This window comes from Sphingopyxis sp. GW821-FHT12C06 (assembly GCF_058807415.1).
Genome location: NZ_JBXAQR010000006.1, coordinates 179181 through 196931, shown reverse-complemented (window position 1 = coordinate 196931; position 17751 = coordinate 179181). Strand labels below are relative to the sequence as shown.

Genomic DNA, 17751 nt, shown 5'->3' with positions numbered 1-17751 from the left:
TGGGCAATATGGGGTCTGAATCCGGCTTTGGGTGTCAGCGCGCGGCGAGGACCGTCGCGGGGGTGGTGAGCGGTTTGACGTCGCGCAGGGCGAAATCAACCTGTTGGGTGCCGACCGTACCGCGGACGCGGCGTTCGCCGACGCGCAGCCGGAAAGGCTTGCCGGTCCGTTCGTCGATCCCGCTGATCACGCGCGAATCGCCGACCCGGGTGACGGTGTAGCTGTAGATATTGCCGCCATGTTCGAAGCGCCGCGCCGAGCTGTCGTCGGTCTGGGCGATGGCGGGTGCGGCGACGAACAGGGTGAGTGCTGAAAGAAGAAACGCCGTTTTCATGATGCAAGTCCTTGTTTTGAGAACAATACTTGCCTTTAAGCCCTCTCATTATTGTGCGGTGCAGCATGGCTCGCCGATAGCACGCCGACAATTGCAAAAAATGGAAACGCGATTGCGCCGAAGCGATGTCGCTCAGGCCGCTGCAGGAATGATCGGCTGGCGGTTGGCGCCTGCCCACGCCGCCGTTAGTGCGAGCAGGGCATAGGCACCGAGCATCGTCGCCGGGATGGCGGGCGAATAGGCGGGCTGTTTCGGACCGAACCAGTCGATCGCCTGAACCAAGGCGAGCAGCGCGATCAATGTCCAGAGGCGGGCATCGCCGGCCTGGCCCCTTGTTCGCATTTTATAGTAGAAAAGCGCACCGCCGATCAGCGCGACCTCGAGCGGCATCGCGATCGCGGGATGATTCCACAGCCCGAGTCCCAGCTTCGGTGGGGCACCGAACAGAGTAAGGTCGGGGATATGAACGAGCAGGTCGATGAACCAGTGGGAGACGACGACCAGCGCGGCGCCGATCGCGGCGGCGCGCCGCCGGGTTGCGATCCAGACCAGCGCGCCGAACAGCAAGCTCCAGAGCAAGGCACCGGCGAGGCTGTGCGTATAGGGCATGTGGTACAGGTCCATCGGGTTCATCGCGGTGATGCCGGGGACGATCCGCATCGCTTCGACCCCGGGGACCAGCAAAGCCGCAAAACCGATATCGACGAGTTGCGCCGCGACGAACAGCGTTCCGAGCCCCGCCGCGCGGGGATGCGCGGCGGCAACCAGCGCCGGTGCGAAATGGCCGATGAACATGGGCAGAGCCTATCGCTGTGCCAGACGACGTCAAGCTTGACCGCAAGGGGGCGAAAAGGCCAAAGCAGGGGGATGACTGACACCGCCGAAACGCCTGCCGCCCCCGCCATCGCCTCGCTGTCGTTCGAGGCCGCGATGGGCGAGCTCGAATCGATCGTGCGGCGGCTGGAAAGCGGCGACGTCAGCCTCGAGGAATCGGTGGCGCTGTACGAACGCGGCCATGCGCTGCGCGCACATTGCGAGGCGCGGCTTGCCGCGGCGCAGGCGCGCATCGAGCAGGTTAGCCTGAACGCCGACGGCCAGCCGGCGGGAACCACGCCCTTCGGCGAAAGCTGAGCCGGTGGCGGCGTCAGTCGACGGCGATAAGGGAGGCCCCGCGCATCTGCTCGACGCGGCGCAGGCAGAGGTTGCGGACGGCATCGATCGGCTGTTCGAGCAATATCTGACGATCCCTGCCGACCCGCGCGAGCGCCTCTATGAAGCAATGCGCCATGCCGCGATTGCCGGCGGCAAGCGATTGCGTCCTTTGCTCGTTCGCGCCGCGGGCGACTTGTTCCATGTCGATCGCAGCTCGTCGCTGCAGGTCGGGGCGGCGGTCGAGGCGATGCACGTCTATTCGCTGATCCACGACGATCTGCCGTGCATGGACGATGATGATATGCGCCGCGGCAAGCCGACGGTGCACCGCGCCTTTGACGAGGCGACCGCAGTGCTCGCGGGCGATTCGCTCCACGCGCTGGCGTTCGAATGGCTGTGCGACTCCGCGACTCACGGTGATCCGTTTGTGCGCGGCGAGCTGGTGCTTGAACTCGCGCGCGCGGCCGGCCCCGCAGGCATGGCGGGCGGCCAGATGATGGATCTCGCCGCCGAAACATCGCATTTCGACCTGTCCACGGTGACGCGCCTGCAACAACTGAAGACCGGGGCGCTGATCGCCTTTTCGGTCGAGGCGGGAGCGATCCTTGCGCGGATTCCCGCGGAGGGCCGCAGGCCACTGCGCGCCTATGCGCGCGACATCGGCCTCGCGTTTCAGATCGCCGACGACATCATGGATGTCGAGGGCGACGAGGTGCTGGCGGGCAAAGCTCTGCACAAGGATGACGCGGCGGGCAAGGCGACGTTCGTCACCCTGATGGGTCTCGAGCGCGCGCGCGAACAGGCGACCATATTGGTCGAGCAGGCAATCGCGCATCTGGCGGGCTACGGCGAAGAGGCCGCGCTGCTTCGGGCGATCGCTTATTATGTGGTGGAAAGGGACCGTTGATGCGCATTGGGGTTTATCCCGGAACGTTCGACCCGATCACGCTCGGGCATATGGATATCATCCGCCGCGGCGCGAAACTGGTCGACCGGCTGGTGGTCGGGGTCACCACCAACATCACCAAATCGCCGATGTTCGATGACGAGGAACGCATCGCGATGGTGCAGAGCGAAGTTGCCACGATCGACGGCGATATTCGGGTCGTCGGTTTCAACTCGCTATTGATGGATTTCGCCGAGCGCGAGGGCGCGAGCGTTATCGTGCGCGGGCTCCGCGCCGTCGCCGATTTCGAATATGAGTATCAGATGGCGGGGATGAACCAGAAGCTCAACGACCGCATCGAAACCGTCTTCCTGATGGCCGATGTGGGTTTGCAGCCGATCGCGTCGCGGCTGGTCAAGGAAATCGCGATCTTTGGCGGCGATATCCGCAAATTCGTGACCCCGGTCGTGCGCGACGCGGTGGTCGGCCGCATCGCCGAGCGCGGCCTGCTTCAGGGCGAACGTTGACACCAATCATTGAGCGTTCAGCTTTTTCCCGCTAGGTCGCGGCAAATGGGGCGCAAACCAGATTCAATCGCAAAGGCCGATCCAGCATGAAATTCACCTTCCGCCCCTTGATGTTGACGGCGATGGCGTTCGGTCTCGCGGTTTCGGCCGCCGCGCAGGAAGCGCCGCCGCCGCCTGTGTCCGATGTGCCGCCGGTCGAAGCCCCGCCGGTGCCCGTTGACGCCCCGGCGCCAGCCCAGCCCGCGCCTGCGACAACGGAAACGCCCGCCGCGCCGCCGGTGATGACCTTCGACCAGTTCGTGAACAATCCCGAATATATGCTCGACATCGACCTGTCGACGGGCGGCCGGGTCGTGATCCAGCTCTATCCGAATATCGCGCCAAACCATGTCGAGCGGATCAAGCAGCTTGCTCGCGCCGGCTTTTACGATGGGGCGAAATTCCACCGCGTGATTGACGGCTTCATGGCGCAGACGGGCGATCCGACCGCGACGGGGCAGGGCGGCTCGGACCTTCCCGACCTCAAGGCCGAATTCAACGCGGCGCCACACCTGCGCGGAACCCTTTCGATGGCGCGCGCCGAAAGTGAGGACAGCGCCAACAGCCAGTTCTTCATCATGTTTCAGCCGCGCTTCGCGCTCGACCGCCGCTACACCGTCTTCGGTCGCGTGGTGTCGGGGATGCAATATGTCGATGCGATCCAGAAGGGCGAGCCGCCCGCAGTGATGTCGCGCATGGTCCAGGTTTCGGTGGCCGCCGACAAAAAACCTATGCCGCCGGCGTCGATGCTGACCGAAGCGCCGGCCGCGCCCGCGGCTGCCGACGTGAGCATCGACCAACTCAACGCACCGATCCGCTAAGCGCGGGACGCGCCTGAACCCCTATGCGCGTCGACGCCTTCGATTTTGACCTGCCGCCGGAGCGCATCGCGCTGCGTCCCGCGCGCCCGCGCGATAGTGCGCGGATGCTGGTGGTCGATGGCGGGTCGATGACCGACGCCGGGGTCGGCGATCTGCCGTCGTGGCTGCGTCCCGGTGACTGCCTGGTCTTTAACGACACGCGCGTCATACCCGCGCAGCTCGAAGGCAAGCGCGGCGAAGCGCGCATCGGCGCGACCTTGCACAAACGTATCGACCTGCGCCGCTGGCAGGCCTTCATCCGGAACGCCAAGCGCCTGCGCGTCGGCGAGACGGTCGATTTCGGATCGGGGGTTGCCGCGGTCGCCGAAGACCGGCTGGCCGACGGCAGCTTCATCCTCGCCTTTGCCGGTGACGAACCGGTCGAAGTGCTGCTCGAACGCGCAGGTACGATGCCGCTGCCGCCTTATATTGCGGGCAAGCGTGCGACCGATGCGGATGACCGGTCGGATTATCAGACGATGTTCGCGCGCGAAGATGGCGCGGTTGCGGCGCCGACCGCGGCGCTGCATTTTACCCCCGGCCTGCTCGACGCGCTTGCGATGGCCGGCATCGCGACCGAGACGCTGACATTGCACGTCGGGGCCGGAACCTTTCTGCCCGTGAAGGCCGACAACACCGAAGACCATGTGATGCACGCCGAATGGGGGCGCATCGACGCCGACACCGCCGTGCGGCTCAATGCCGTGCGCGCGAAAGGCGGGCGGGTGATTGCGGTCGGCACCACCAGCCTGCGCGTACTCGAAAGCGCGACGGGTGAGGACGGCGTGATCGCGCCTTTTGCCGGCGACACCGCGATCTTCATCACCCCCGGCTACCGCTTTCGCGCGATCGACGGGCTGATGACCAACTTTCACCTGCCCAAATCGACCTTGTTCATGCTTGTCAGCGCGCTGATGGGGCTCGACGTGATGCAGGCGGCCTATGCCCATGCCATTGCCGGCGAATATCGCTTTTACAGCTATGGCGACGCGAGCCTGCTGCTTCCCGGTCAAAGCGACCGGTCGGCGTAGATTGCCATCGCCTCGGCGATGAACTCGGGGCAGCCGGGCAGGTTGCCATCGTCATATGTCCCGCGAAATTCGGGGTTTTCAACATAATATCGGCCGAGCCCCTTGAACGCCGCTGCGTCGGGGCTCCAGCTGTGCGATACCCATCGGTAATGGCGATCGGTGACCGTTTGCACCGCGTCGGAGCCGGGGGCGGCGCCCTCACAAAACAGGCGTATGAAATCGCCCCGGATTTCCTCCATCTCGCGCTGGATCGCCGCCACCTGCTCCTTGCTCAGGGCCTGCGCTTTGGCCTGTGCCGCTGCGACAGCCTCTTTGCCCCAAAAGTCCTCGGCCTCGCTTTCCCAGCGCGCACGGGTTTCGGGCGAAATGCCGGCGTAATATTCATTGTCTTCCATCTCTTCGTCCTTTTCGAGCGACATGATCGTGCGATCAATGGTTCGGATGAGGTCGCGATAATGGTCGATCCGGTCTTTCAGCGCCGTGCGATGTCCGCGTAGCGCCGTTAGCGGATCGAATGCGGGATCGTCGAGAATCGCAGCGATCTCGACGAGCGGCAGCGCCAGCTCGCGGTAAAAGAGAATCTGCTGCAACCTCAGCAGCTCGGTCCTCCCATAATAGCGATAACCGTTGGCACCGACATGATCGGGTTTCAGCAGGCCGACGGCGTCATAGTGGTGAAGCGTCCTGACGCTCACCCCTGCCGCCTTTGCCACCTGCCGAACCGTCCGCATATCCATCGTCTCCTCATCGTGGGACGCCTCTATCGGGGATCACGCAGCGTCAGGGTCAAGGGCTTTTTTCGGATCGAGCATCGAGGCCCGCTTTCGGGTAAGCATCAGACATTATTGTCAGAGCCCTCTTTAATTCGGGCGCCGTTCGTGCTGAATTTGTCGAAGCATCCCCTTCTGTTGAACACCAATCGAAGAAACGCCTTCTTCGATCATTTCGAATCGGGGGGATGAGGTGATAGGAGTCGGTTCGATATGAAAATCCTGCTCGTCCTGATCTTTGCGCCCCTGATCGCGCTGTTCCTGTTCTATTTCCTTTTTCCCGGGCGTCTGGTGGCGATGGGTCGTGCCTTGCTGCGGCGGCGCGGGGGGATGGTGCAGAAGAGCGTGACCGTCGACGGGCGCGTCTGGCCCTATCTGGAGGGCGGCGATCGGACGAAACCGTTGCTGCTGCTCGTCCATGGCTTTGCGGGCGACAAGGATAATTGGTCGATGATCGCGCCGTACCTGACGCGCGACTATCATGTCATTGCCCCCGATCTGCCGGGCTTTGGCGAGAATGAACGCAACCCCGAACTTGCCTATAATATTGAGGCACAGACCCTGCGGCTCAAGGCTTTTGCCGACGCGTTGGGGCTCGACCGCCCGCATCTGGGCGGTAACAGCATGGGCGGGTGGATCGCGCTGCGCTATGCGCTCGATTATCCGGAGGCGTTGGCCAGCCTGATCCTGCTCAACAATGCGGGGGTCAACGGCGCCAACGAAAGCGATCTTCAGAAACAGGCTGCGAATGAGGATTATAATCCGCTGGTTATCGCCAGTCTGGAGGATGCTGACCGGCTCGTGGCGATGGTCGTCCACAAGCCGCCGCATATCCCGGCACGGCTGAAACCGGTCTTTTATGCCGACGCGCTTAAATATCGCGACCTGCTCGACGGCATCTTCTGGGTCATCGCGACTGAAGGCCGCGATCATCCGCTCAACGACCGGCTGGGCGAAGTGAAGGCGCCGACCCTGATCATCTGGGGTCGCCACGACCGGCTGATCGACGTCAGCTGCGTGCCTGTGCTCGAAGCGGGCATTGCGGGCAGCCGGTCGCACATCTTCGAACATGTCGGCCATGTCCCGATGGTCGAGGATCCTAAATCGACTGCGGCGGTGATGAGGGGCTTTCTCGCCAAGCTGCCATAGCCTTCCATCGTCACCCCGGACCTGATCCGGGGGGCCATGCCGTCATCGCCGCAATGGATGCCGGATCAGAACCGGCATGACGAAGAGAGGTGGAAGCCTTTCTTGCCAAGCACCAATTCCCGCGCCACTCTCCCAAAAAACAGGGAGAGAGCGATGCGGTTGAAGGTCGGGCTGCTCGGTGGGGGCAGTTGGGGGACGACAGTGGCCTCGGTGGTGTCGCGCAACGCGCCGATCACGCTGTGGGCGCGCGATGCCGAAACGGTCTCGGATATCAACACGCACCGCGAGAATCGCAAATATCTGCCCGGCATCACACTTCCCCCGGCGCTGCGCGCGACGAACGATATGGCCGAGGTTGTGGCGGGCGCCGACGTTCTCGTCATGGGGGTGCCCTCGCACAGTTTTCGCGGCGTGCTGGAGGAGGCGCGCCAATATCTGCGTCCCTGGGTGCCGGTGATCAGCCTCACCAAGGGGCTTGAGCTGTCGTTGGGCAAGCGGATGACCGAGCTGATCGAGGAGGTGCTGCCCGGCCATCCCGTCGGCGTGCTCACCGGACCCAATCTGGCGCGGGAGATCATGACCGGCCAAGCCGCGGCGAGCGTATTGTCGATGGAGGATGAAATCGTCGTCCGCGCGCTCCAGCCGGTGTTTCACTCGGGATTGTTCCGGGTTTACACCAACACCGACCGGCTGGGCTGCGAGCTGGGCGGAGTGCTCAAGAATATCATCGCGATCGCGGTCGGTATGGGCGACGGGCAGGGCGCAGGCGACAATACGCGTTCGGCGCTGATGACGCGTGGACTTGCCGAAATCACCCGGCTGGGGGTCGCGATGGGCGGCCGCCCCGAAACCTTTGCCGGGTTGACCGGTATGGGCGACCTGATCGCGACCTGCACCAGTCCCCTGTCGCGCAACCGTCATGTCGGGGTCGAGCTGGGCAAGGGGCGCAAGATCGACGAGATTATCGCGGGGATGAACATGGTGGCCGAAGGCGTGAAAAGCGCGCCGACGGTAATTGCGCTCGCCGAACGCCACGGCCTTGTGATGCCGATTGCGCAGGATGTGTTCGATGTGACGCAAGGTATTCGCACCGCGCAGGAGGTGTTTCGTGGCCTGCTGCGCTCGGCGGTGGGGGATGAGGCGCATCCGGGGTAGAGACGGCGCTGCCCGGCTCTGGATTGCCGCGTCGCCTTCGGTTCCTCGCAATGACGAAATGCGATGCAACCGGAAAATCCGCCGTCGTCCGTGCGAATTCACCGATAAGCCGAGGACATATTGGCGCTTTGCTTCGTTTCCTGTCCGACGCCTCGTAACGGGCGCCGATCAGGAGATGGACAATGAAAAAATGGGCCACCCTCGCACTCTTCATGGCTCTCCCCGCCAGCGTTGCCGCCGCGGTGCCTTATGGTTCGATGCCCCCGGGCTTCGACGCGCCGCATATCCGCACCGCCCCGATCGCGGGCGTCGTCAACAAATCCTGGTATAATTATCGCGCCGATATTCTCGAGGCCGAGAAGGAGCTGACGAGCGACCTGCGCCACGCCACCGACCGCGAGGATCGCTGGGATGCATGGGATGAATGGACGGTCGAAGTGACCGATGCCGACAAGGATTACACCAAGGAAATGCGCAAGAAAGGCTATCGCAGCGGCCGCGTGACCGTCGGGGGATAGGCTTGTCTGCGCGTCACCCGGGCCTTGCCCTGGGTCGCAAGGGGAGGGCGGGTGTCATGGGTGCCCGCCCTTTCTTTGTGTCGCCGGGGCATATGTCCGGAATCGACCGGTTGCGGACGTTCCGTCAACGATGGTCTCGTAAATATGCCATGCCGATTATTCGACCTTATTATTTGGTCTAACCTCTGTAAGCAACGTACGAGACCTAAGGTCTCGACTGTCGAAGGCGCACAAGCACGCCGCCAGTTGAGTCCTTCATAGAGTCCGGCAATCCAGCGGGATCGGGATAAGGCGCACAACTCTTTAATTTCGCGACCAATGTTGAAGGGTCGCCGCTATCATCGACAAAAGTAACCGTAGGAGAGGCCGCAAGCCAACCACCTTTACGAAGCGTCAGAGTAACTTCGACTTTCTCCAGCGCGTCCGCCCCGACGCAACGGCGGGAATGTGCTTGTACAGCCAGTGACCAACTCGTCATTTGCTGATGACGGGAAGAAAGGGGAGTGTCCAGTTTTCCTTTTGGGCGGGCGAGCCCGTCACTCTGAGGCACCCCGGCCCACGCGCTGCTGACCGCCATCAGCGCAATTAACAAAAAAGAGCCCCGGCGGGCGAGCTGCGTCATATAATCGAGCTACTCGCCATGACGTCCGCTTTCCACCCCAATTCAGACACTCCCTCTTCCTCTTCGTCATCCCGGACTTGGTCCGGGATTCCTCGCCGACCTGTCGCCTGGAACCCGGATCGGATCCGGGACGAAGAAAGCAAGCGACTGAAGCCAAAATTGTGGCAGCGTCGGCTTTTCGCCGCGTCAATAACTGCGGGGCATTCCCAGCACATGCTCCGCCACATAGGACAGGATCATGTTCGTGCTGATTGGCGCGACCTGATAGAGGCGGGTTTCGCGGAATTTGCGTTCGATGTCATATTCGGCGGCGAAGCCGAAGCCGCCGTGGGTCTGGATGCACGCCTCGCCCGCGGCCCAGCTTGCCTCGGCCGCGAGCATTTTGGCCATATTGGCCTCGGCGCCGGCATTGTCGCCCGCCTCATATTTGGCGATGCCGTCATGGACGAGCAGTTCGGCGGCGCGCATCTGGGCATAGGCGCGGCTGATGGGGAATTGGACGCCCTGATTCTGGCCGATCGGGCGCCCGAACAGCACGCGCTCCTTGGCGTAGCTTGATGCTTTCTCGATGAACCATTTGGCGTCGCCGATGCACTCGGCGGCGATCAGCAGCCGTTCGGCGTTCATGCCCGAGAGAATGTAGCGAAAGCCCTTGCCCTCCTCGCCGATCAGGTTCGCGGCGGGGATGCGCATATTGTCGAAGAAGACCTCGGTCGTCGCATGGTTCATCATCGTGTCGATCGGCCGGATCGTCAGCGATCCCGCGGCGAGTGCTTCCTTCATGTCGACGAGGAACACCGACAGGCCCTCGGTGCGGCTCGCGGCTTCCTCGCGCGGCGTCGTGCGTGCGAGCAGGATCATCAGGTCGCTATGTTCGGCGCGGCTGGTCCACAGCTTCTGGCCGTTGACGATATAATGATCGCCGTCCCGCTTGGCGGTTGTCTTCAGGCTGAGCGTATCGGTGCCGCTCGTCGGTTCGGTGACGCCGAAGGCCTGCAGGCGCAGCTCGCCGGTCGCAACCTTGGGCAAATAGCGCGCCTTTTGCTCCTCCGACCCGTGGCGGAGCACCGTGCCCATCACATACATTTGCGCATGCACCGCACCGCCGTTGCACCCTTGGCGCTGGATTTCCTCGAGGATCGCCGCAGCGCCCGAGAGCGGCAGGCCCGCGCCGCCAAATTCTTCGGGGATCAGGGCCGCGAGATAACCCGCTTCGCCGAGCGCGGCGACGAATTCGGACGGATATTCGCGCGCGCGGTCCTTCGCCTGCCAATAGGAGCCGGGAAAGGCAGCGCAGAGTTTCGCGACCTCTTCGCGGATGGCCGAATAGTCCTGCACTTTTGTCTCCCCCCAAATTCTATTTCGCTTCGGCGAGCAGAGCCTTCGCTTCCTTGCCCTGCCAGTCGATCGCGCCGATGATGCGCCAGATTTCGCGGCCTTCGGCGTCGTAATAGATGCTCGTCGGCAGCGCGCTGTTATAGGCGTCGAGCAGGCCGTTCCGCGGATCGAGATAGGGCTGAAGGTTTTTAAGCCCTGCTTTCTGGAACCAGGGATCGACGATTTCGGCGCCTTGCAGATCCTGCGCGACCGCGATCACCTCCATCCGGTCGCGCCTTTCGCCTGCAAGTGCATCGAGCGTCGGCATTTCGGCGACGCATGGCGCACACCAGGTCGCCCAGAGATTGACGAGCAGCGGCTTTCCGCGAAAATCGGCCAGCGTCACCGCCGCGTCGTCGGGGCCGTGGAATGTCGCGGCGGGCGCAGGCTTGCCCTTTTGGCTACGGTCGAGCTGATACTCGAACTGCTCGAGAGGGGCGCCCGGCTTCGCTTGGCCCGGCGAAATATTTGCTTCGCCCCCTGCCGCTTGCCCGCCCGCCTGCTTTTCCCTATCGCAGCCCGCGATTGATCCGGCCAAGAGTATGGCGAGGATCGTAGCATATAGATTTGGAACGCGGCGGATGACGGATACTCCGGACAGCAACAGCATGTGGGGCGGCCGCTTCGGTGGCGGGCCGGCCGCGATCATGCAAGAGATAAATGCCTCCATCCCCGTCGACAAACGTCTGTGGGAAGAAGATATCGCCGCGAGCCGCGCGCACGCCGCGATGCTTGGCGCGGCGGGAATCATCGCCGCCGCCGATGCGGCGGTGATTGATCGCGGGCTCGCGCAGATCGCCGACGAATTCGCCGCGAACGGCGTTCCGGTCGACCTCGCGCTCGAAGATATTCACATGACGGTCGAATCGCGGCTAAAGGAACTGGTTGGCGAAGCCGCCGGACGCCTCCACACCGCGCGTTCGCGCAACGATCAGGTCGCAACCGACTTCCGCCTGTGGACGCGTACCGCGTGCGAACGCATCGACGTCGGGCTCGCCGCGATGCAGGCGGCGCTGCTGGCGCGTGCTGAGGAACATGCCGACAGCATCATGCCGGGCTTCACGCACCTTCAGGTCGCGCAGCCGGTGACGCTCGGCCATCATCTGCTCGCTTATGTCGAGATGCTGGCGCGCGATCGCGGCCGGTTCCGCGATGCGCGTGCGCGGCTCAACGAATCGCCGCTTGGCGCCGCAGCGCTCGCAGGCACGGGCTTTCCGGTCGACCGCCATGCGACGGCTGCCGCGCTCGGCTTCGAGCGGCCGATGGCGAACAGCATCGATGCGGTGTCCGACCGCGACTTCGCGCTCGAATTCTGCGCCGCCGCTTCTATTTCGGCGATCCATCTGTCTCGGCTTGCCGAGGAAATCGTGATCTGGGCGAGCCAGCCCTTCGGCTTCATCAGCCTGCCCGATGCCTGGTCGACCGGCAGCTCGATCATGCCGCAAAAGCGCAACCCTGACGCCGCCGAACTGGTGCGCGGGCGTGCGGGCCTGCTGCTCGGCGCGTTCCAGCGTCTTGCGGTGATCGTGAAGGGTCTGCCGCTCACCTATTCGAAGGATTTGCAGGACGACAAGGAAACCGTCTTCGGCGCCTTCGACGCGCTTGCGCTGTCGCTCGCGGCGATGACCGGGATGGTCGAAACGCTGACCTTCCGCACCGACCGGATGCGCGCGCTCGCCGCATCGGGCTATTCGACCGCGACCGACCTCGCCGACTGGCTGGTGCGCGAGGCGGGCCTGCCGTTCCGCGAGGCACATCATGTCGTCGGTTCGTGCGTCAAGCGCGCCGAGGAACTGGGCGTCGAGCTGTCGGCGCTGCCTGCCGCCGATGCCGCTGCGATCCACGCCGCGGTCACTCCCGATGTCCTCGCGGCGCTGACGGTCGAAGCTTCGGTCGCAAGCCGCGTCAGCTATGGCGGCACGGCGCCCGAACGGGTAAGGCAGGCCATCGCCGCGGCGCGCGCCGCTTCGAAGGAATAGGTTGATGGCAAAGCGTCACCTCGCCGCAAGTGCTGCCCTGCTGGCCCTTTTGGCCGCTTGCGGCAGCAAGGTAGATTTAAAGCCGGTCGCGGGTCAGCCCGCACCGGCCGTCCCCGTCGGCGCGACCCGCGCCCCGACCACGGAGGAGCTTACGACGCCTGACGCGCAGGCCCGGCCTGCGCGCAGCGACGAACTTCTCAAACGGTCCGAACAACGCCAACCCGACGATTTTGACTTGCCGCCTCCGGGCTGAGCTTAGGACTTCACCAATGAATCATTTCGACTATCGCGACGGCGTTCTCCACGCCGAAGACATTCCCTTGCCGCGCATTGCCGAAGAAATCGGTACCCCCGTTTACGTCTATTCGCGCGCCACGCTCGAACGCCACGCTCAGGCATTCCGCGACGGGCTGAAGGACATCCCGAAGAAGCACATCGCCTTTGCGATCAAGTGCAACCCCAACCTTGGCGTGCTGCGCGTCCTCGCGCGGCAGGGCTATGGCGCCGACGTGGTGTCGGGCGGCGAGATGGAGCGCGCGCTCGCTGCGGGCATGGCGCCGGAGGACATTGTCTTTTCGGGCGTCGGCAAGACCCGCGCCGAGCTGGCGCAGGGGCTCGACCGCGGCATCGGCCAGTTCAATATCGAGCATGAGCCCGAAGGCATCGCGCTCGCCGAAATCGCGCTTGCCAGGGAAATGACGGCGCCTGCGGTGCTGCGCGTCAATCCCGACGTCGACGCGGGCACCCACGCCAAGATTTCGACCGGCAAGGCTGACAACAAGTTCGGTGTCGGCATCGACAGCGCGCCCGCCATCTTCGGTCGCCTCGCGGCGCTCCCGGGCCTTCAGATGCGCGGTGTTGCGGTCCATATCGGCAGCCAGCTCACCAGCCTTGCACCGCTCGAGGCGGCGTTCATCCGCGTTGGCCAGCTCGTCGCGGAGCTTCGCGCCGCCGGACACAGCATCACCCATGTCGATCTGGGCGGCGGGCTTGGCGTGCCGTACAAGGCCGAGGATAATCCGCCGAGCCCCGCCGAATATGGTGCGATGGTCGCGCGGGTGACCAGGGATTGGGACGTCACCTTGATGTTCGAACCCGGCCGCGTGATCGCGGGCAACACCGGCGTACTCCTCACCGAAGTGTTGTGGGTCAAGCCCGGCGCGACCACGCCGTTCGTGATCGTCGATGCGGCGATGAACGACCTTGCGCGCCCGGCGCTCTACGATGCGTACCACGACTTCATCGCGGTCAAGCCGACCGGTGAGACGATGACCGCGTCGATCGTCGGCCCGGTGTGCGAAACCGGCGATACTTTCGCGCGCGACCGCAAGACCGACAAGGTGGAGGCGGGCGACCTCGCGGTTTTCCGCACGGCCGGTGCCTATGGCGCGACTATGGCGTCGACCTACAACAGCCGCAGCCTCGTTCCCGAGGTGCTTGTCGACGGTGACCGCTATGCTGTCGTCGCCGACCGTATTGCGGCGGGCACGATCATGGCCGCCGAGCGCGTTCCCGACTGGATCGACTGACGATGGAGCAGCTTCCCGTCTTCCTCAACCTGCGCGGCCGCACGGTCGTGCTGGTCGGGGAGGGGGAGGCTGCCGACGCCAAGGCGCGGCTGATCGCGCGGGCGGGCGGGCACATCGTTCCGGCGTGGGAGGAGGGCGCGACGATTGCCTTCGTCGCGCTGGCCGATGACGCCGAGGCGCGTGCCGCCGCCGGAGCGCTCCGCGCGCATGGCCTGCTCGTCAACGTCGTCGACCGTCCTGATTTGTGCGATTTTACTACCCCCGCGATCGTCGATCGCGCTCCGGTGACGATCGCGATCGGGACCGGCGGCGCTTCGGCGGGGCTTGCGAAAGCAGTGCGCCAGCGGATCGAGGCGCTGCTGCCCGCGCGGCTGGGCGCGCTGGCGTTGGCACTCCATGCGGTGCGTGCCACGATGAAGGCGCGCTGGCCCGCCGCCGCTGACCGTCGTCGTGCGATCGATGCCGCGCTCGCGAGTGGCGGGGCGCTCGATCCGATTGATGCGGGGGCAGCGGACAAGGTTGATGCGTGGCTGGTCGCCGCGACGGACGCCGCGCCATCGCGCCTCGAAACCATCCCTCTCGCCAGTCCCGACCCCGATGATCTCACGCTGCGCGCTGCGCGCCTGCTGGGCGAGGCCGATCATGTTTTTCACCCGGTGGACACGCCCGCCGCAATCCTCGACCGCGCGCGCGCCGACGCGGTGCGGCATATCGTTGAAACGCCGCCGGTCGATTGGCCTGAAGGTTTGTCGCTGTGGTTGGAATGGGTGGACGATTAGTATCCGAAACCGGATATTCCCGGGCGAAATTGGGGCCAGAGCGGCACCGGCTAACGCCGGTTCCTGAGTTTACCGGACGCCGGCTTTCGTTGGGGAACGGAAATGGTAGCAAGCGATCAATTGCGGGCATGATCGCCTCTGCTAAGATGCCTCCTGTTTGGGGAGGCATTTCATGTCGGCATCACTGGTTGAGATTGTGACAAGCGCTCTCGCCAATATGCTTGTGTTCGGCGCGATACTCTGGGGGGCATTGAGGCCTTCCGTTGGAGACACAAATAGAATTTGCGCGGTCATCCTCTGGCCCGCAGCCTTCAACGTCCTTGTCTGCATTTTCAAATCTGAACTTGATTACCAGCAAAGAGTCGTCGGCCTACTGATCACCGCCTCTGTTGTTGGCGCCTATTTCGGGATATGGCGGCGGGGCTGGCTACCTCTTTCCTCTCAGTCAAACTAGGGTAGCTCCCCACCCGAAAGCCGACGCCCCCCGTCGCCCTCGCTAGACCCGTCCCGGCGCCCGGGCGCGGATGAAATTTTCCAGCGCGACGAACAGCATCTCGCGTGCGTCGCCCCCCAGCATCTCGGCGGTCAGCCAGTCGAACTGGGCGCGGTTGCGCGCCGTCGCGGCACCGACCATCGCGGCGAGAAGTGCCTCGTCAAAGCTGATGCGCGGGCAGCAGGGCGGGGCGACGGCAAAGGGGTCGGGCCAGACATGGCCGATCGCCTCGACCACGAGGCGATAGCGCCGCGCGGCGAGGATATTGCCCCAGCGGCGTTCGAGCTCGGGCATCGGGTCGCGTTCGTTGCGGCGGCAGAGGATGCAGTAGCGCAGCGCCAGCACCGCTTGCGCCGCATCGACCGACAATTCGCGGATCAGCGGCTGCTCGGTGAATTGGCGGATCAGGTTGCTGCTCTGCATCTTCTATCCCCCTGTATCCCGTTTTCGGGCCGGTCTGGTTTGCGGCAATCCCGCGCCCGCCTTCTTAAAAAGATGCCGGCTGCCGCATGAGGCAGCAGCCGGCAGGAGGGGACTGCCCGACTGTGCTATTGAGAATTATTCGCAAGTGCAAGGAAAAAATGAGACATGCAACAATGCCCGTGAAAATCGTCTGTTTTCTGCGGTTTCATCGTCACCGCGTGCGAGGAAGCGTGGCGTTATGACAAATGGGTAACGGGTCTGGCCGGGATGGGCGCCGTGCTGGCCGCACAATTCCGCGCTCAGCGCGGTGCCAATTGCCCTTGCCGGCGAAAGGCCGGTTCCACACGGAACCGGCAGGGAGCAGCCTCGTCCGGAGATCGTTCGTGTCCGATATTCGTCTTCGCGCGGTTGCGGCCCGCAAGCTTGGCTTCGTACAGCAGCTTGTCGGCGCGTTCGTAGAGCGCCATGAAAGTGTCATCGACGGAGCCGTGCGCCGGAAGGCCGGTGACTCCCATGCTGGCGGTGACGGGGCCGGCGAGACCCGGAACGGCATGCGCGACGATGGCGGAGATTCCCTGACGTGCGTGTTCGGCGCGGGGACAGGCGTCGTTGCCGCGTATCAAAAGCACGAACTCCTCGCCGCCGATGCGAAAGGCGCGCATGTCCCGGTCTTGCCGAAGCGCTTCTGCGGCCGCCCTTAGTACTGCATCGCCGACGCCGTGACCGCAGGCGTCGTTGATCCCTTTGAAGTGGTCGAGGTCGAGCACGGCCAGCGTATCGAAGCCCTCGGACCGGTAACGGTCGAAGTGCCTTTCGATCGCCCGCCGGTTGAACAGTCCGGTGAGCGTGTCGGTTTCGGCCAGGCGTTCGAGCCATTCCGCTTCGGTTCGTGCCCGGTCGCGCTGATGCTTGATCACCATGAAGCGATCGGCCACCCCCATCGTCGTGAACAATACCTCCCAAGCGCAGCCGAGGTAGAAGAGGGGCATGGCGTCATTGCTTTGCAGCGAGGGGAATACGCCCGTGATCAGGCGGATTAGTCCGACGAGGATCATCGGCGCATATCCGATGGCCTGAAATTTGGCGGCGCGACTTCCGCGCCGCAACGCGTCGATCATCGACCAGATAAAAATGGCGATCACCGGCGCAAAGGCTGCCGTATAGACGCTCGACTGCACCGGACGGGCAACGAACGGAAAGGCGGCATGCAGCACGCTGGATGCGATGGCCCATGCCGCGCACCAGGGCAGGGCGCGGCGCAGCAGCGGGTGCAGGCGTTCCGGTTCGATAAAGCTATAAGTAAACATCATGCCGGATGCGATGGTCAGCCCGAAAATCAGCGTCACCATCCAACTCAGCGTCATGGCCGGAAGATCGAATAGCTCCGCTGCCAGGCCCGATGACAGCATGATGGTCATGACCAGCGCAAAGGCCAGCGCGGAATGCCAGAGGACGAAGGACTCGCGCAGAATGCGATAGAAGGCTGCGTTGAAGATAATCGGCATTGCAACCATGCCGCACAGCACCGCCAACAGAATGAGGACACGGACATGCTGCGGCCTTTCCGCCTTGCCGGAGGAAGTGAGGCGCGCATGCTCCAGCGTCATTTGATGGCTTGGCTGGTCGATCGCGACGACGATCTGCCGGGTCGTGGGCTTCACTTCTGGCAATGGTGCTTTGAAATATCCGCCGGAGCGCGCGTTGAGCAGGGTTGCCGCCGGGAAGGAGGTGCGGCGGACCGAGCCGTCCGAATCGATCGCGAATAGATGGACCGCCTCGAGGGCGGCGCTCCTCGAAAGGAAATAGCGCGGGCGCGCGTTGTCAGCCCCTATGTCGAAGCGAAGCAAAACCCGTTCGCCATCGAGCGAATAATTCCGGTCGCCGCAGCGCCAGCGGTGGGCTGAGTGGGCCGCAACCGACCAGCCTTCCGAAAGCGTTTGAGCCGCCCAGCAGTTGCTGCGGATGTCGCCCGGGCCGGGCATGTCGGTCGCGGCCGCGCGTGGAGGCACCAGCAGCGCAAGCAGCAACAGCGCTGCTGTCCAGATTGGCTGAATGAAACCCCGAGACATCGGCGCGTCATGACTCGCAAATATTGTAATGCTGTTAACCGAATGGCTTGGGCGAAAGC

19 protein-coding genes are annotated in these 17751 nt (G+C 64.0%); 12 read left to right on the top strand and 7 right to left on the bottom strand.

What is annotated here, in order from left to right; genetic code table 11:
• Nucleotides 1-34: 34 nt before the first annotated feature.
• A complete protein-coding gene (locus AC1RRJ_RS18455; RefSeq protein ID WP_493125372.1) occupies nt 35-334 on the bottom strand; it encodes a hypothetical protein in 300 nt (99 codons plus the stop codon).
• Nucleotides 335-466: 132 nt separating this feature from the next.
• Complete coding sequence (locus AC1RRJ_RS18450; RefSeq protein ID WP_493125370.1) at nt 467-1129, bottom strand: hypothetical protein; 663 nt, start codon at nt 1127-1129, stop codon at nt 467-469.
• 72 nt (nt 1130-1201) lie between these two features.
• Here AC1RRJ_RS18450 and AC1RRJ_RS18445 point away from each other — a divergent pair, with 72 nt between their 5' ends.
• The 5 genes from AC1RRJ_RS18445 (at nt 1202) to queA (ending at nt 4829) form a co-directional block, all read left to right on the top strand.
• Nucleotides 1202-1465: an exodeoxyribonuclease VII small subunit gene (locus tag AC1RRJ_RS18445; RefSeq protein WP_493125368.1), complete on the top strand. Its 264-nt coding sequence runs from the start codon at nt 1202-1204 to the stop codon at nt 1463-1465.
• 4 nt (nt 1466-1469) lie between these two features.
• Nucleotides 1470-2393 carry a polyprenyl synthetase family protein gene (locus AC1RRJ_RS18440; protein ID WP_493125366.1) on the top strand — a complete coding sequence of 308 codons (924 nt, stop codon included), beginning with the start codon at nt 1470-1472 and terminating at the stop codon, nt 2391-2393.
• Complete coding sequence (gene coaD / locus AC1RRJ_RS18435) at nt 2393-2899, top strand: pantetheine-phosphate adenylyltransferase (RefSeq protein WP_493125364.1); 507 nt, start codon at nt 2393-2395, stop codon at nt 2897-2899. The genes AC1RRJ_RS18440 and coaD overlap by 1 nt, the downstream gene beginning before the upstream one ends.
• Nucleotides 2900-2985: 86 nt before the next feature.
• Nucleotides 2986-3759, top strand: a complete 774-nt coding sequence (locus AC1RRJ_RS18430; protein ID WP_493125362.1) for a peptidylprolyl isomerase — start codon at nt 2986-2988, stop codon at nt 3757-3759.
• A 23-nt stretch (nt 3760-3782) separates the two neighbouring features.
• Nucleotides 3783-4829, top strand: a complete 1047-nt coding sequence (gene queA, locus AC1RRJ_RS18425) for a tRNA preQ1(34) S-adenosylmethionine ribosyltransferase-isomerase QueA (RefSeq protein WP_493125360.1) — start codon at nt 3783-3785, stop codon at nt 4827-4829.
• Here the strand turns inward: queA and AC1RRJ_RS18420 are convergent.
• Nucleotides 4808-5560, bottom strand: a complete 753-nt coding sequence (locus tag AC1RRJ_RS18420; protein WP_493125357.1) for a MerR family transcriptional regulator — start codon at nt 5558-5560, stop codon at nt 4808-4810. The genes queA and AC1RRJ_RS18420 overlap by 22 nt on opposite strands.
• 252 nt (nt 5561-5812) lie before the next feature.
• Between AC1RRJ_RS18420 and AC1RRJ_RS18415 the strand changes: the two genes are divergently transcribed.
• From AC1RRJ_RS18415 to AC1RRJ_RS18405, 3 genes are all read left to right on the top strand, one after another.
• The gene (locus AC1RRJ_RS18415; protein WP_493125355.1) at nt 5813-6748 is read left to right on the top strand and encodes an alpha/beta fold hydrolase; all 936 of its coding nucleotides are present in this window, start codon (nt 5813-5815) and stop codon (nt 6746-6748) included.
• Between the two features lie 153 nt (nt 6749-6901).
• Complete coding sequence (locus tag AC1RRJ_RS18410) at nt 6902-7903, top strand: NAD(P)H-dependent glycerol-3-phosphate dehydrogenase (RefSeq protein WP_493125353.1); 1002 nt, start codon at nt 6902-6904, stop codon at nt 7901-7903.
• Nucleotides 7904-8085: 182 nt separating this feature from the next.
• Nucleotides 8086-8421 (top strand): hypothetical protein, encoded by a 336-nt coding sequence (locus AC1RRJ_RS18405; protein ID WP_493125351.1) that lies wholly within the window; start codon nt 8086-8088, stop codon nt 8419-8421.
• Between the two features lie 808 nt (nt 8422-9229).
• Here the strand turns inward: AC1RRJ_RS18405 and AC1RRJ_RS18400 are convergent.
• On the bottom strand, nt 9230-10381 hold the full coding sequence (locus tag AC1RRJ_RS18400) for an acyl-CoA dehydrogenase family protein (protein ID WP_493125349.1): 1152 nt from the start codon (nt 10379-10381) through the stop codon (nt 9230-9232).
• Nucleotides 10382-10400: 19 nt separating this feature from the next.
• Nucleotides 10401-10958: a TlpA family protein disulfide reductase gene (locus AC1RRJ_RS18395; protein ID WP_493125347.1), complete on the bottom strand. Its 558-nt coding sequence runs from the start codon at nt 10956-10958 to the stop codon at nt 10401-10403.
• A gap of 70 nt (nt 10959-11028) precedes the next feature.
• Between AC1RRJ_RS18395 and argH the strand changes: the two genes are divergently transcribed.
• The 4 genes from argH to AC1RRJ_RS18375 are packed head-to-tail and all read left to right on the top strand — an operon-like array spanning nt 11029 to nt 14707.
• Nucleotides 11029-12399 (top strand): argininosuccinate lyase, encoded by a 1371-nt coding sequence (argH, locus tag AC1RRJ_RS18390; protein WP_493125731.1) that lies wholly within the window; start codon nt 11029-11031, stop codon nt 12397-12399.
• A 4-nt stretch (nt 12400-12403) separates the two neighbouring features.
• Nucleotides 12404-12652 carry a hypothetical protein gene (locus tag AC1RRJ_RS18385; protein WP_493125346.1) on the top strand — a complete coding sequence of 83 codons (249 nt, stop codon included), beginning with the start codon at nt 12404-12406 and terminating at the stop codon, nt 12650-12652.
• 16 nt (nt 12653-12668) lie between these two features.
• Nucleotides 12669-13928 carry a diaminopimelate decarboxylase gene (gene lysA / locus AC1RRJ_RS18380; RefSeq protein WP_493125345.1) on the top strand — a complete coding sequence of 420 codons (1260 nt, stop codon included), beginning with the start codon at nt 12669-12671 and terminating at the stop codon, nt 13926-13928.
• 2 nt (nt 13929-13930) lie between these two features.
• Entirely contained in the window at nt 13931-14707 is a 777-nt protein-coding gene (locus AC1RRJ_RS18375; RefSeq protein ID WP_493125344.1) for a precorrin-2 dehydrogenase/sirohydrochlorin ferrochelatase family protein, read from the top strand.
• Between the two features lie 496 nt (nt 14708-15203).
• Here AC1RRJ_RS18375 and AC1RRJ_RS18370 read toward each other — a convergent pair whose 3' ends face one another.
• Nucleotides 15204-15623, bottom strand: coding sequence for an addiction module antidote protein (locus tag AC1RRJ_RS18370; RefSeq protein ID WP_493125343.1), 420 nt, complete (start codon nt 15621-15623; stop codon nt 15204-15206).
• A gap of 299 nt (nt 15624-15922) precedes the next feature.
• Entirely contained in the window at nt 15923-17692 is a 1770-nt protein-coding gene (locus AC1RRJ_RS18365) for a sensor domain-containing diguanylate cyclase (RefSeq protein WP_493125342.1), read from the bottom strand.
• Nucleotides 17693-17751 lie beyond the last annotated feature (59 nt).